Annotated in this window: 12 protein-coding genes; 7 read left to right on the forward strand and 5 right to left on the reverse strand. The window is 67.3% G+C overall.

Annotation, left to right across the window (positions count from 1 at the left end; all coding sequences use genetic code 11):
- Nucleotides 1-79: 79 nt before the first annotated feature.
- The 6 genes from ABIA40_RS23500 to ABIA40_RS23525 all read left to right on the forward strand — a co-directional run bounded on the left by ABIA40_RS23500 (nt 80) and on the right by ABIA40_RS23525 (nt 10,226).
- Nucleotides 80-1,078: a MoxR family ATPase gene (locus tag ABIA40_RS23500; protein ID WP_025038173.1), complete on the forward strand. Its 999-nt coding sequence runs from the start codon at nt 80-82 to the stop codon at nt 1,076-1,078.
- Entirely contained in the window at nt 1,078-2,022 is a 945-nt protein-coding gene (locus tag ABIA40_RS23505; protein ID WP_036024824.1) for a DUF58 domain-containing protein, read from the forward strand. The genes ABIA40_RS23500 and ABIA40_RS23505 overlap by 1 nt, the downstream gene beginning before the upstream one ends.
- Nucleotides 2,019-4,829 (forward strand): DUF4159 domain-containing protein, encoded by a 2,811-nt coding sequence (locus ABIA40_RS23510; protein ID WP_404543415.1) that lies wholly within the window; start codon nt 2,019-2,021, stop codon nt 4,827-4,829. The genes ABIA40_RS23505 and ABIA40_RS23510 overlap by 4 nt, the downstream gene beginning before the upstream one ends.
- 7 nt (nt 4,830-4,836) lie before the next feature.
- Nucleotides 4,837-6,900 (forward strand): hypothetical protein, encoded by a 2,064-nt coding sequence (locus tag ABIA40_RS23515; RefSeq protein WP_157286395.1) that lies wholly within the window; start codon nt 4,837-4,839, stop codon nt 6,898-6,900.
- A gap of 371 nt (nt 6,901-7,271) precedes the next feature.
- Nucleotides 7,272-7,679 (forward strand): DUF2946 domain-containing protein, encoded by a 408-nt coding sequence (locus tag ABIA40_RS23520; protein ID WP_275497535.1) that lies wholly within the window; start codon nt 7,272-7,274, stop codon nt 7,677-7,679.
- Nucleotides 7,680-7,823: 144 nt separating this feature from the next.
- Nucleotides 7,824-10,226 carry a TonB-dependent receptor gene (locus tag ABIA40_RS23525; RefSeq protein WP_404543418.1) on the forward strand — a complete coding sequence of 801 codons (2,403 nt, stop codon included), beginning with the start codon at nt 7,824-7,826 and terminating at the stop codon, nt 10,224-10,226.
- 280 nt (nt 10,227-10,506) lie between these two features.
- Here ABIA40_RS23525 and ABIA40_RS23530 read toward each other — a convergent pair whose 3' ends face one another.
- The 3 genes from ABIA40_RS23530 to ABIA40_RS23540 form a co-directional block, all read right to left on the reverse strand.
- On the reverse strand, nt 10,507-11,022 hold the full coding sequence (locus ABIA40_RS23530; RefSeq protein WP_157286398.1) for a GNAT family N-acetyltransferase: 516 nt from the start codon (nt 11,020-11,022) through the stop codon (nt 10,507-10,509).
- A 93-nt stretch (nt 11,023-11,115) separates the two neighbouring features.
- Nucleotides 11,116-12,057: a glycosyltransferase family 2 protein gene (locus ABIA40_RS23535; RefSeq protein ID WP_275508356.1), complete on the reverse strand. Its 942-nt coding sequence runs from the start codon at nt 12,055-12,057 to the stop codon at nt 11,116-11,118.
- 87 nt (nt 12,058-12,144) lie between these two features.
- Nucleotides 12,145-12,636, reverse strand: a complete 492-nt coding sequence (locus ABIA40_RS23540; RefSeq protein ID WP_036037090.1) for an NUDIX domain-containing protein — start codon at nt 12,634-12,636, stop codon at nt 12,145-12,147.
- A gap of 108 nt (nt 12,637-12,744) precedes the next feature.
- Between ABIA40_RS23540 and ABIA40_RS23545 the strand changes: the two genes are divergently transcribed.
- Nucleotides 12,745-13,629 (forward strand): metallophosphoesterase family protein, encoded by an 885-nt coding sequence (locus ABIA40_RS23545; protein WP_404546329.1) that lies wholly within the window; start codon nt 12,745-12,747, stop codon nt 13,627-13,629.
- A gap of 106 nt (nt 13,630-13,735) precedes the next feature.
- On the opposite strand, the gene ABIA40_RS23550 is transcribed toward ABIA40_RS23545, so the two are convergent.
- Together ABIA40_RS23550 and ABIA40_RS23555 are read right to left on the reverse strand one after the other, a co-directional pair.
- Entirely contained in the window at nt 13,736-14,293 is a 558-nt protein-coding gene (locus tag ABIA40_RS23550) for a hypothetical protein (RefSeq protein WP_157286400.1), read from the reverse strand.
- Nucleotides 14,294-14,477: 184 nt separating this feature from the next.
- Nucleotides 14,478-14,687 carry a hypothetical protein gene (locus tag ABIA40_RS23555; RefSeq protein ID WP_036013800.1) on the reverse strand — a complete coding sequence of 70 codons (210 nt, stop codon included), beginning with the start codon at nt 14,685-14,687 and terminating at the stop codon, nt 14,478-14,480.
- Nucleotides 14,688-14,757: the final 70 nt, after the last annotated feature.

A 14,757-nucleotide genomic window follows, 5' to 3' on the forward strand; every position in this document is an offset into this window, starting at 1 on the left:
CATGATCTGGCGTGATGACCTGACGTGACAGGCTGACGATGCAAGCAAGCCGCGTTGCACAGGCTGAAGGAGCAAGCGAATGGCGGAGAGTGTCGAGAAACTCGAGGACGGGATCGTCCGTTCGGCCGAGCAGGTGTCGAGCCAGGTTCGCGCGGCCAAGGACGCGATCGCCTCGGTCATCTTCGGCCAGGATCGCGTGATCGAGAACACGCTGGTCACCATCCTCTCCGGCGGCCATGCGCTCCTGATCGGCGTGCCGGGCCTTGCCAAGACCAAGCTGGTGGAGACGCTCGGCGTCACGCTCGGTCTCGACGCCAAGCGCATCCAGTTCACGCCCGATTTGATGCCTTCCGACATTCTCGGCGCCGAAGTGCTGGACGAGAGCACCGCGGGAAGGCGCGCCTTCCGCTTCATTGCCGGTCCCGTGTTCGCGCAGCTCCTGATGGCCGACGAGATCAACCGCGCCTCACCGCGCACGCAATCGGCGTTGTTGCAGGCGATGCAGGAGCAGCACATCACCGTCGCCGGCGCGCGTCACGATCTGCCGAAACCCTTCCACGTGCTCGCGACGCAGAACCCGCTGGAGCAGGAAGGCACTTATCCGCTGCCCGAAGCCCAGCTCGACCGCTTCCTGATGGAGATCGACGTCGACTATCCCGACCGCGATGCCGAGCGCCGCATCCTGTTCGAGACCACGGGCGCGGAGGAGACGCTGGCCAAGGGCGCGATGACGCCCGATGCGCTGATCACCGCGCAGCGCCTGATCCGGCGCTTGCCGGTCGGAGATTCCGTGGTGGAAGCAATTCTCTCGCTGGTGCGCTCGGCCCGCCCGGGTCCGGACGCCGGCGAAGCCGGCAAGTTCATTGCCTGGGGCCCCGGCCCGCGCGCCAGCCAATCCCTGATGCTGGCGGTGCGCGCGCGTGCGCTGATCGACGGCCGCCTGGCCCCGTCGATCGACGACGTGCTCGACCTTGCCGAGCCCGTGCTGAAGCACCGCATGGCGTTGACGTTCCAGGCGCGCGCCGAAGGCCGCACGATTCCGGACGTGATCCGGCAATTGAAGACACGGATCGGTTGATGGCAGCGGAGAACGGGCGGGCAGCGAAGGAGATCCTGGCGATCCGACGTGCCGATGGCGAAAGCCGCACGCTCGCCGCTTCGTTGCCGCGCCTGGTGCTCGAGGCCCGCCGCATCGCCGCCAACGTCATCCACGGCCTGCATGGACGGCGCCGCGCCGGCTCGGGCGAAAACTTCTGGCAGTACCGCCGCTTCGTCTCGGGCGAACCGTCGCAGAACGTCGATTGGCGCCGCTCGGCGCGCGACGACCATCTCTACGTGCGCGAGCTGGAATGGGAAGCCTCGCACACGGTCTGGATCTGGCCGGACCGCTCGCCCTCGATGGCGTTCGCCTCGAAGACCGCGCGCGTGTCCAAGCTCGAGCGGACGCTGATCGTCGCCTTCGCACTGGCCGAGCTGCTCGTCGCCGGCGGCGAGCGCGTCGGCATTCCCGGGCTGATGGCGCCGACCGCAAGCCGCAGCGTCATCGACAGGATGGCGCAGGCGATGCTGCATGACGATGCAGACCGACTGAGCCTGCCGCCATCCTTCGTTCCGGCCGCGCTGGCCGAGATCATCGTGCTGTCGGATTTCTGGTCGCCGATCGCCGAGATCAGGACGACGCTCGCCGGGCTGTCCAGCTCCGGCGCGCACGGCACGATGGTGCAGGTGGTCGATCCCGCCGAGGAATCGTTCCCCTATTCCGGCCGCGTCGAGTTCGTCGAGCCGGAAGGCTTTGGCGTGATCACCGCCGGCCGCGCCGAGAGCTGGGCGCAGGACTACACCGCGCGGCTCGCGCTGCACCGGGACCAGATCCGCGCCGAGACCAACAAGCTCGACTGGCTGTTCACGACGCACGCGACCGACCGCTCCGCCGCCGAACTCTTGCTGTTCCTGCATGCGGGCATGCAGGTGAGCAAGTCCGGCGCACGCACCACGACGATCAAGGCGGGGCCGGCCGCATGATGGGATTGCCGCTCGCCTTCACACAACCGCTGCTCCTGATCGGCCTCCTCAGCCTGCCCGTGCTGTGGTGGCTCCTGCGCGTGATGCCGCCGCGGCCGCGGCGCATCGAGTTTCCGCCGACGCGGCTGTTGTTCGACATCACGCCAAGAGAAGAGACGCCCTCGCGGACGCCATGGTGGCTGACCGCGCTTCGCCTGCTCGCCGCCGCGCTGGTGATCTTCGCCGCCGCCGGCCCGATCTGGAATCCGCAAACTGGCGTCGCCGGGAGCAAGGCGCCGCTGATGATCATGTTCGACGACGGCTGGAGCGCTGCATCGCACTGGGACGTCAGGATCAGGACCGCCGACGAGCTTATCGCCAATGCCGACAATGACGGCCGCGGCATCGCGCTGGTGCCGCTGTCCGAGCCGAACCGCGACATCACCCTGATGCCGGCGGGTGCGGCGCGCGTCGCGCTGCGGCAGCTGGCGCCAAAGCCCTATTCGATCGACCGGGTCGAGACGCTGGCTGCGGTCGACCGTTTCCTCAAGGTCACCGGCGACTGCGAGATCGCCTGGCTCTCGGACGGCGTCGACACCGGCCGCGGCGAGGACTTCGTGGCCGGCCTCGGCAAGACCATCGGCGACCGCAGCCTGACCGTGTTCGAAGGCGGCACCTCCTCGCCGCTGGCCCTGGTCGCCGCCGAGAACGCCGCGGCGAAGATGACGGTGAAGGTGCTGCGCACCGACAGCGGGATTGCGGTCGGCACGGTGCGCGCGCTGGACCAGAAGGCCTCGCCGATCGGCGAAGCGCGCTATTCGTTCGGCCCGCAGGACAAGGAAACCGAGGCGGCGTTCGATCTGCCGGTCGAGCTGCGCAACGACATCACGCGGCTCGAAATCTCCGGCGAGCGCTCGGCCGGCGCGGTGCAGCTGCTCGACAAGCGCTGGCGTCGCCGCGCCATCGGCATCATCTCGGGCGCGACCAGCGAGACCGCGCAGCCACTGCTGGCGCCGACCTTCTATCTCACCCGCGCGCTGGCGCCGTTCGCCGACGTCCGGCTCGCCGACAAGGGCTCGCCGCAGCAGGGCATCACGCAGTTTCTGGACCAGAAGCTGCCGATGATCATCCTCGCCGATGTCGGCACCATCGCCCCCGAGCTGCGCGAACGCCTCAATGCCTGGGTCGACCAGGGCGGCGTGCTGGTGCGGTTCGCTGGGCCCCGGCTGGCACAGGCGGAGGACGACCTCGTGCCGGTCAAGCTGCGCAAGGGCGGCCGCACGCTCGGCGGCAGCCTGACCTGGGAGAAGCCGCAGCATCTCGCCTCCTTCGCCGTCGACGGCCCGTTCGCCGGCGTCGCGGTGCCCAAGGACGTCACCGTGAGCCGGCAGGTGCTGGCCGAGCCCGACGCCGTGCTCGCCACCAAGAGCTGGGCCTCGCTGGAAGACGGCACGCCGCTCGTCACCGGCGAGCATCGTGGCAAGGGCCTCGTCAGCCTGTTCCACGTCAGCGCCGACATGCGCTGGTCGGATCTGCCGATGTCGGGCACCTTCGTCGAAATGCTGCGGCGGGTGGTCGACATGTCCGGCTACACCGCGAAGCCCGGCGCTGGCGTTGCCGGCGAAGCGACCGCTGAGACCGTGGCGCCGCTGCACATCCTCGACGGATTTGGCGCGTTCGGTCCGCCGCCCGCGACGGCCAAGCCGCTTCCTGCCGATTATCGCGACCGCGCCACATCAGATCATCCGCCCGGCTTCTACGGTCCGGCAGAAGGACCGCTCGCCGTGAACACGCTTGCCAGCGCCGACCGCATTGCCGCCCTGAACACCGCGAGCCTGCGCGCCCGGCACGCCACCTACACCAATGCCGAGCCGCGCGATTTGCGCGGCTGGCTGCTGTCGACGGCGCTCGCGCTGTTCCTGATCGACGCCATCATCATCGCGGTGCTCGGCGGCGGCATTGCCGCGCTGCTGCGCCGCCGCGCCGCGCCCGCGATGATCGTGCTCGCCCTGCTCGCGGGATTCGCGGCGCTCTCGCCGGCGCCGTCGCGCGCCGACGGCATCACGGACGAGTTCGCGATGAAGTCGGTGTCGCAGACCCGCCTCGCCTATGTCGTCACGGGCAATGCGGACGTCGATTCCATCGTCAAAGCGGGAATGAACGGCCTGACGCTGTTCCTGGCCCAGCGCACGGCGCTCGAGGCCGGCGATCCCGTCGGCGTCGATCCCGCGCGCGACGAGCTCGCCTTCTTCCCGCTGATCTACTGGCCGATCGTGCCGGGCGCGCCGAAGCCGCCGCAGGACGCCATCAACAAGATCGACGCCTACATGAAGCAGGGCGGCACCGTGCTGTTCGACACCCGCGACGCGATCGAGGCGCCGCCCGGCGCCAACGGCGCGGCGCAGACGCCGGCGATGCAGACTCTGCGCGAGATCCTGTCCTCGCTCGACGTGCCCGAGCTCGAGCCGGTGCCGCGAGAGCACGTGCTGACCAAGACCTTTTATCTGCTGCGCGACTTCCCCGGCCGCTTCACCGCCGGCCAGACCTGGGTCGAGACCTTGCCGCGCGAAGACGACGATGAGAGCGCGCAACGGCCGGCGCGCGGCGGCGACGGCGTCTCGCCGATCATCATCACCTCGAACGACCTGGCCGGCGCCTGGGCGGTGCGGCCCGACGGACAGGCCATGCTGCCGGTGACCGGCGGCGACGCCCGCCAGCGCGAATTCGCCTACCGTGCCGGCGCCAACATCGTGATGTACACGCTGACCGGCAACTACAAGGCCGACCAGGTGCACGCTCCGGCGCTGATCGAACGGCTGGGGCAATAGGATCGACATGAACTACGGCATCGCGTTCACACCGCTTGTTCCTACCATCGTGCTGTGGCTCGCGCTCGCCGCGATCGTCATTGTCGCGCTCGTGCTGCTGCTGGCGCGCGCGCGCGGCGCCGCGGTGCGGGTGGCCGCGCTGGCGCTGTTCCTGCTGGCGCTTTCCAATCCCTCCTTCACCCGCGAGGACCGCGATCCCCTCACCTCGGTCGCCGCTGTTGTCGTCGACAAGAGCCCGAGCCAGAACTTCGGCAACCGCAATCGCGAAGCTGCGCAAGCGCAGGAGGCGCTGGTCGACAGCCTGAAGAAGATCAAGGGCCTCGAGGTCCGTGTCGTCGAAGCCGGACAGGCCGACGGCGAGACCGACGGCACCAAGCTGTTCGGCGCACTGGCCTCGGCCTTGGCGGACGTCCCGGTCGACCGCGTCGCCGGCGCGTTCCTGATCACCGACGGCCGCGTCCACGACATTCCCGCGAACGCCGCCGCGCTCGGCTTCCAGGCGCCGGTGCACGCGCTGGTTACGGGCCAGAAGGACGAGCGCGACCGCCGCATCGCGATCACCGCCGCGCCGCGCTTCGGTATCGTCGGGCAGAGCCAGACCATCTCCTACCGCCTCGACGACCAGGGTGTCACCGGCGAGCGCGCCAGGGTCACGGTCCGCCGCGACGGCGAGGTCATCAACGAGCGCACGCTCTCCAGCGGCCAGGCCGCGAGCGTCGACGTCGACATCAAGCATGCCGGGCCGAACATCGTCGAGATCGAGGCCTCGCCGCTCGAGCGCGAATTGACGCCGGTGAACAACCGCGCCGTCGTCGCCATTGACGGCGTGCGCGACAAGCTGCGGGTGCTGCTGGTCTCGGGCGAGCCCCATTCGGGCGAGCGCACCTGGCGCAATCTGCTCAAGTCCGATGCCAGCGTCGACCTCGTGCATTTCACCATTCTGCGCCCGCCGGAGAAGCAGGACGGCACGCCGATCAACGAATTGTCGCTGATCGCGTTTCCGACCCGCGAGCTGTTCCAGCAGAAGATCAACGAATTCCAGCTGATCATCTTCGATCGCTATGCCCGCCAGGGCGTGCTGCCGATCCCCTATTTCGAGAACATGGCGCGTTACGTGCGCGCAGGCGGCGCCGTGCTGGTCTCGGCCGGCCCCGACTATGCCTCCAACAGCAGCATCTGGCGCACGCCGCTCGATTCGGTGCTGCCGGCCGAACCGGTCGGCGTCACCGAGAAGCCGTTCTATGCGCATCTGTCCGACCTCGGCAAACGCCATCCCGTCACGCGCGGGCTGGAGGGCTCCGCCAGCGAGCCGCCGCGCTGGAGCCGGTTCTTCCGCACCGTCGATACCCGCAATGCGGTCAACCCGCCCGTCATGACCGGCGTCGACGGCAAGCCGCTGCTGTTCCTGTCTCGCTTCGGCGAGGGCCGCGTCGCGCTCCTGCTGTCTGACCACATCTGGCTGTGGGCGCGCGGCTATGAGGGCGGCGGTCCGCATCTCGACCTGCTGCGGCGGATGTCGCACTGGCTGATGAAGCAGCCTGATCTCGACGAGGAGGCGTTGCGCCTCCAGGTGCAGGGCAAGGACCTCGTCGTGGTGCGTCAGACCATGGCGGACAGCGTCCAGCCCGTCAGCGTGACCTCGCCATCGGGTGTATCGCAGGATCTGACGCTGAGCGCCGGCGATCCCGGCGAGTGGCGCGCCAGCCTGCCGGCGAGCGAGCTCGGCCTGTGGCAGGCCACCGACGGCACGCTGAAAGCGCTGATCAATGTCGGCCCGACCAATCCGAAGGAATTTTCGGAAGTCACCTCCACGGTCGATACGTTGAAGCCGCTGACACAGGCGACAGGCGGCGATGCCGTGCGCGTGGCCTCTGGCTCGAGCGTCGAGCTGCCGCGCATCCTGCCGGTGCGCTCGGTCGGCATGTTCCACGGCGATGGCTGGATGGGCGTGCGGATGCGCGACGCCAGCGTCGTCAAGGGCGTCGGCGTGCTGCCGATCTTCGCCGGCGTGATCGGCCTGCTGCTGCTCCTCGGCGCATTCGCGGCGACCTGGGTGCGCGAGGGGCGGTGAGCTCCTGAGGCGCGATGAAATTCTGCCGACTGTCCATGGCTCACCTCTCCCCGACGGGGAGAGGTCGGATTGCTACGGCGCGCATTGCGCGCCAAAGCAATCCGGGTGAGGGGCCGCAGCGCATCGTGAGACCGTAAGCCCCACCCGGCTCGCATCTCCGATGCGATCCGACCTCTCCCTTCGGGAGAGGTGTTTCGAATGCTTGGCGAGCACCATTCATCCCACGCCCGTTGCCCGAAGGACACATCGGGCGGCTGCGTGCACAGGCAGCTCGCCCTGCCGTTGACATGCACGGACCGTCGGGCGATGTTATACTATAACATCGCGGCGTCCTGGGATTGACGCCTCGGTGTGGGGGTGGCGTTTTCCAGATGAAGTGGTTCCGGTCGAAGATCAGGCACGGCGCCCGGCTCGCATTGTTCGCGATGCTGGTGCAGCTCGCGCTGACGTTCGGCCACAGCCATTGGTTCGCGCAGGCCGCGCCGCTTGCTCAATCCTCGGCCCAGCACACAGAAGGCGGCGCCAAGGACGTTGCAACCACCGACAGCGCCGCCGTCGAGAAGCAATCGCCCTCAAGTCCCGACCGCGAGCATTCGCGCGACGAGGGTTGCGCCATCTGCGCCATCATTGCGATGGCGGGCACGATCGTGTCGGCGACGCCGCCCGTGCTGCTGCTCCCGCAGGCGATCGAGCTGCTCCGGCGCAGCCTCGACGCCGAGTTCGCTCATCTGACATCGGCCGGCACGGCGTTCCAGCCGCGCGCCCCTCCTGCGTCCTGACTCCAACGCTTGATCACGCCCAGCCTCGCCGCCCATCGGCAAGTATCTGGGAGAAGTTGAAGTCGAATTCCGTCGCGTCGCGACGGCAGGCCGCCTCCGGTCAGCAGAGCATCATCCGGACGGCGCCTGAGTGGAATCAGGACCATGTCATTTCAATTGCGACGCGCGCAGCGCCTTGGCGGAGCAAGCCTGCTCCTGCTCGGCGCCGCCGCTACATCCGCGTTCGCCCAGGACTCGGCACAACGACCGGCACAACAGCCGGCACAAGATAAATCGTCGACTGAGCTCCCCGCCATCACCGTAACGGCGCCGAGCCCGATCGTACGCAGAGCAGTGGTGCCGACCCGCAACGCAGGCCGCGGCACGCGAACCGCGCGGGTGCGCAGCCGCGAGCAGGCAGTTGAAGCGGCGCCGGCAGCCCCGGTGCCCGCCGCGCCTCAGCAAGGCGTGCTGCCTGTTGTGACCGATCAGTTCGCGACCGTCACGGTCGTGCCGAACGAGGAGATTCGGCGCAACGGCGGCGGCACGCTCGGCGATCTCCTGTTCTCGAAGCCCGGCATCACCGGCTCTGAATACGCACCCGGTGCATCGAGCCGCCCGATCATTCGCGGCCTCGACACCAACCGTGTCGGCATTGTCGAGAACGGAACGGGCAGCAACGGCGCGTCCGACCTCGGCGAGGATCACTTCGTGCCGATCGATCCGCTGGCAGCCAACCAGGTCGAGGTCATCCGCGGACCGGCGACGCTGCGCTACGGCTCCACCGCGATCGGCGGCGTGGTCAGCGCAACCAACAATCGAATTCCGGATGCTTTGCCGTCCTGCACGGCGCCCTTCCCGACTTACGGACTCCCGACCAAGGCGCCGCTGGCAAACGTGGGATCGCCGGGCTGCATCACCGCGGAAACACGGACGGCCGTGACGTCGGTCGATCGCGGGACCGAAGGTGCCGTGCTGCTCGACGCCGGCGGCGGCAACTTTGCCTTCCACGCCGATGCCTTTGGCCGCAAGGCCGGCGACTACAACATCCCGAGCTACCCGTTCTTGACCGACCCGACGCTGCCGTTCAACGGCCGTCAGCCGAATTCGGCATCGCAGGCCTACGGCGGATCTGTCGGCGGCTCCTACATCTTCGACGGCGGCTACGTCGGCGCGGCAATCACGCAGCACAACGCGCTCTATCACATTCCCGGTATCGAGGGCAGCGAGTTCCTGACGCGGATCGACGGACGACAAACAAAATTCACGACAAAAGGCGAGTATCGGCCGGACGCGGCGGCGATCGATGCGATCCGGTTCTGGGCCAGCGCCACCGACTATAAGCACGATGAGGTCGGGCTCGCCGACTCTGCCGACCTCGGCTCCCTCGGCGTGAGACAGACCTTCACCAACAAGGAACAGGAAGGCCGCGTCGAGGTGCAGCTTGCGCCATTCGACGTCCGCTTTGCCGCGCTGACCACCGCTGTGGGTGTTCAGGCGTCGCACCAGAAGCTGACTGCGCCGAGTCCGGACGATCCAGGCAGTCCGGTCAACGGACTGTTCGATCCGAACAAGAACACAAAGGTCGCCGGGTACATCTTCAACGAGTTCAAGTTCAGCGAAGCCACCAAGGCTCAGATCGCCGGGCGCGTCGAGAGCGCAAGGTTGAGCGGCACGGCGCCAGCCTTCGTCCCCGATGTGTTCGACCTCGCCGTCGATCCGGCCGCGATCGGCCCCGCAACAGCGGTCAACCGCAACTTCGCGCCGGTGAGCGGGAGCATCGGCCTGATCCACAGCCTTCCCTGGGATCTGGTCGCCAGCATCACCGGCCAATATGTCGAACGCGCGCCGAAACCGGCGGAATTGTTCTCGCGCGGCGGCCACGATGCCACCACCACTTTCGACATCGGCAATCCCAATCTCGGCATCGAGACCGCCAAGTCGGTCGAGGCGGGACTGCGACGGGCGGTCGGGCCGCTTCGCTTCGAAATCACCGGCTACTACACCAAGTTCAACGGCTTTATCTACCGGCGCCTGACCGGCAACACGTGTGAGGACGGCGTTTGCCAGCTTGGCGCCGGCCTCGAACTGAATCAGGCGGTCTATTCGCAGCGCGACGCGACATTTCGTGGCGGCGAATTCCAGTTCCAGTACGACGTGATGCCGGTCTGGAACGGGATCTGGGGCATCGAAGGTCAATACGACATCGTGCGTGCGACCTTCGATGACGGCACCAACGTGCCACGCATTCCGCCCCAGCGGCTGGGCGGTGGTGTGTACTATCGCGACGCCAACTGGTTTGCGCGGATCAACCTGCTGCACGCGTTCGCGCAAAACGACATCGCACCGATCGCGGAGACGCCGACGCCCGGCTACAACCTGCTAAGGGCCGAGGTCAGCTACAAAACGCAGCTCGATCAACGTTGGTTCGGCGCGCGCGAGATGCATGTTGGGCTAGTCGGCAACAACCTGCTGAACGAAAACATCCGCAACGCCGTCTCCTTCAACAAGGACCAGGTGCTGTTGCCCGGCATCGGCGTCAGGGCGTTCGCGAACTTCAAGTTCTAGGTAACGACACACGCCGTCATTGCGAGGAGCTCTTGCGACGAAGCAATCCAGACCGCCTCCGCGGAAAGATTCTGGATTGCTTCGCTGCGCTCGCAATGACGGAGTATGACGCGCGCAGCCGCGCGTCTTCTCGACGGTCTCTTAGCCGGATGAGCTACGAGCAGTGTCGTAGCCCGGATGGAGCGTAGCGTAATCCGGGGTTCTCTCGTTGCGGCAGGACCTTCCCGGATTGCGCTGCGCTCCATCCGGGCTACGGCGTTTCCAACGACGCGCGCCGCTCCTATGTCCGCGCCTTGCTCCAGTCGGGGCCGACCGCGCCCGACACGCCCTCGAAGGCGCCGTCGACGAGCTCGAACACCAGGATGCGCGCGGCATCGACGGGACCCGGCATGGTGACGCGGCCCTTCGGCACCTGCTTGAAGCCGACGCGGCCGTAATAGGGCTCGTCGCCGACCAGCAGCACGAGGCGGTGGCCTTTTTCCCTGGCGTCCTTCAGCGCGCGCTCCATCAACTGACGGCCGATGCCGCGGTCGCGGAACGGCGGCTCGACGGTGAGCGGCCCGAGCAGCAGCGCGGGCGTTTCGCCGATCAGGATCGGCAATTGCCTGACGGAGCCGACCAGGAGCGTGCCGATACGGGCCGTGAAGGACAGTTCGAGCAGATGGTCGACGTGCTCGCGGATCCGGTAGGCGCTCAGCACGAAGCGGCCGGGGCCGAAGGTGCGTTCGTGCAGCCGCTCGATCGCCTGAGCGTCGCCGGCGGCTTCGGGAAGAATGGTCAGTGAGAGATCGTTCATGTCAATTCGCGGAGTAGCACTTGCGCCTGCGAAGGTCCATGGGCGGCGGCGGTGCCCCGTTTCACCTCCCGGCGGGCGAACTGCAGGCCTGGCTCAACCTGCGTCCCGTTTCGACGCCGGCTGGGACAGATAGGCCAGCATCTTCATCTCCCGCCGCCCTCGCGTCACCGTATCGAGCACGAGCCCTGATGACACCGACAGCAGGGCCATGATCATCAGGCCCATCGACAGCACCGCGGTGGGCAGGCGCGGCACGAGGCCGGTTTCGATGAAGGTGATCACGATCGGAATCGCGAAGATGATCGACGCCAGCGCCAGCAGGATTCCGATCACCGTGAAGAAGCGCAACGGCCGCTCGCTGCGATAGAGCTTCAGCATGGTGCCGAGGATGCGAAAGCCGTCGCGCCAGGTGTTGAGCTTGGAGAACGAGCCTTCGGGGCGCGCATAGTAGGGCGTCTCGACCTCGGCGACCGGCAGCGACAATTCCAGCGCATAGACCGCAAGCTCGGTCTCGATCTCGAAACCGTCGGAGAGGACGGGAAAGGACTTGACGAAGCGGCGCGAGAACACCCGGTAGCCGGACAGGATGTCCTTGAAAGCGTGACCGAAGGTATCGGACAGGAAGCCGGTCAGCATGCGATTGCCGGTGCGGTGGCCGAGCCGGTAGGCGGCCTGGACCTGATCGACGCGAAGCCCGACCACCATGTCGAGATGCTCGTCGAGCAGCTTGTCGATCATCATCGGTGCGCTCGGCGCATCGTAGGTGGCATCACCGTCGACCAGCACATAGACGTCGGCCTCGACGTCCGCGAACATGCGGCGTACGACGTGACCTTTGCCCTGCCGCCGCTCGCTGCGCACGATCGCGCCGGCTTCGCGCGCGACCGCGGCGGTCCGGTCGCGCGAATTGTTGTCGTAGACGTAGATCTCCGCCGCGGGCAGCGCCTTGCGGAAATCGGCAACGACGGTCGCGACCGCGGCCTCCTCGTTGTAGCAGGGCACCAGCACCGCGATACGAAGTTGCGTTGTGGTCATCAGGGCAGCACTCCGAGGCTTGTCGGCTCGCGCCCGAGCGGCGTGGCCTACCGTGCGCGTCGAGCGGGTTACTAGCACAAGCCGCCCTCAGCGCCACGTCGCAATCACGGGCCTGCCATCGAGCACTTCGGCGATCCGCAGCCGCGTGCCGGGCGTGGTGCCCTCGGGCAATGCGGCATTGTCGAAGAACCCGCATTCGACGATCTCGCGGTTGGGCTCAGGGACGCGGTCCTGCCTGAACTGCCTGACCACGTAGACCGCGACGTGGTCGCGGCGGGAGACGTGGCTGTTGAGGAAGACGCCGTGCAGGATCGCCTCGCCGGTCAGATCGATGTCGCCCTCCTCCTTGAGCTCGCGTCGCAACGCCTCTTCCATGGTCTCGCCGAAGTCGACGCCGCCGCCAGGCAAATACCAGCCGCTGACGTAGCTATGCCTGACCAGGAAGACGCGATTGTCGGCATCCAGCACCACGGCGCGGACGCCGAGCGTCATGCCGCGGACGAGCAGGAAATAGACGTGGAAGAACCGCCGCAGCAGCGGCTCGGCTTTCCGTCGGGCTCGGTTCAGACGTTCTCCCATCAGGCTCCTCGACGCCCCCCGTTTCAGGCCCTGCTTGCGCGGCGCGCGCGACCTTGCCATTACAGCGGAGCAATAGCGAGGCATTCGCGCGCCATGACTCCCTTCACGCTGGCTCCCTTCACGCTCGCCCACCTGTCCGATCCGCATCTGGCGCCTTTGCCGAAGCCGCGGCTGATCGAGCTCGCGGGCAAGCGCGCGCTCGGCTATGTCAACTGGACGCGCAACCGCCACAAGTACCAGCGCCGCGAGGTGCTCGACGCGCTCGTCGCCGACATGAAGGCGCAGGCGCCCGACCACATCGCAGTGACGGGCGATCTCGTCAACCTGGCGCTGGAGGCGGAGTTCGCACCGGCGCTGGCCTGGCTCGAAAGCGTCGGCCCGCCCGACCGCGTGACCGCGATCCCCGGCAATCACGACGCCTATGTCAGCGCGACGCGTCATCGCTTCGACGAGACGTTCCTGCACTACATCGCCGCGGACACACCTGGCGGTGCAGCCTTCCCAGCGGTGCGCCGGCGCGGGCCGCTGGCCCTGATCAGCCTGTCCACGGCGGTGCCGACCCTGCCGCTGATGGCGACCGGCACGCTCGGGCGCGATCAGCTCGCCGCGCTTGCGGAGGTGCTCGAGCGGCTCGCGGCGGAAGACGTCTTCCGCGTGCTGCTGGTGCATCATCCGCTGAAGTCCAGCGCGCGGGCGAAGCGGATGACGGACGCGCCGGAATTGCTGGGACTGTTGAAGCGCCACGGCGTCGAGCTGGTCCTGCACGGGCACGACCACATTCATTCGACGATGTGGTTCGAGGGTCCAAACGGCAACATTCCCGCGCTCGGCGTGCCGTCGGCCTCCGCGCTGGCGCACGGACGTTATCCAGCGGCGGCGTATAATCTGTTCACCATCGAGAAGGACAATGCCGGCTGGCGCTGCGAGCAGACGGTGCGAAGCCTCGGGGCTGGATTTCAGATCGGACAGATCAAGCATGTGCGGTTGATCTAGTCCCCGGCCGTCATTGCGAGCGCAGCGAAGCAATCCAGGAATCTCCGCGGAGGCAGTCTGGATTGCTTCGTCGCAAGGGCTCCTCGCAATGACGGCGGAGAGAGCCTCACCAGTTCCGCAAGACCGCCAGCACTGCAAGCCCGAACAGCGCGGCCGCGCCCAGCACGAAGCCGAACACGAACGGCCAGACGCGCGAACGGCGCGGCGGCGGCGCGGCGGTCGGTGCTTGCGGTTCGGGCTGGACCACCATCGCACGCTCGCGCTCGACCATGCGGCGCGCGACATAGTCGGTGACGGCCTCGACGATCACGGCGGTGTCGTGCGATTCGGCGAGCACGATGCGGCCGAAGCGGGTGTCCTGGACGAAGCGGTACATCCGCTTGTCGCGCCCCATCACGATGTGGGCGACGACGTCGATCCACAGCCGCGGCGTATCGCCCTGGCTGATGCCGCGGTCGAACAGATCGATCTGATCGGGCACCTGCGCGAACAGGGGATCGAGCGCGTCGTTGAGGATCTCGAGCCGCGCCACCTCGGCGTCGCGCAAATCGACGACGACGCCGGTGCGGTCGGCCGCCTCGATCCGCGCGCGCAGCAGCGCATCGCGCAGTCGCACCGGGCGCGGCTGGCCGGGATCGGTCCCGCTGGTCTCGGGCTCTGACATTGTCGGCCTCGTCCTCGACTTATCCCCATTAACCTATCAGCAACCAAACCCTCCGCAAAGGCCCACAATTCCAGAGACTTACGGCGCCCACAGCCGTTTCACCTGTGCCAAAAACAGACGATCCCACCCAGGCAGGGCCTGGATGGGACCATCCGTCCTTGGACGTCTTCTTAAGTCGGGGCGATCAGGCCGAGACCCGCGAGGGCTCTTCCACGATCGAGAAGCGGACGCCGGCCTTGTGACGGCTTTCTTCCGAGACTTCCTTCCAGCACTCTTCGGCTTCCTTGCGGGTCTTGAACGGACCTTTGACCTGGGCCGAGCCTTCCACGAGCTTGTGGAAGTTCATCGAACCGAACTCGCCGCCGATCACCCAGAAATTGCTGCCTTTGGTCATTGTCAGTCTCCTGTTGAGGTGCGTGACCGGCCTGGACTCCAACCTGGCTTCCAGACCGGTCCGATCCGCC

This window comes from Bradyrhizobium sp. USDA 223 (assembly GCF_044909005.1).
Lineage (GTDB): Bacteria > Pseudomonadota > Alphaproteobacteria > Rhizobiales > Xanthobacteraceae > Bradyrhizobium > Bradyrhizobium yuanmingense.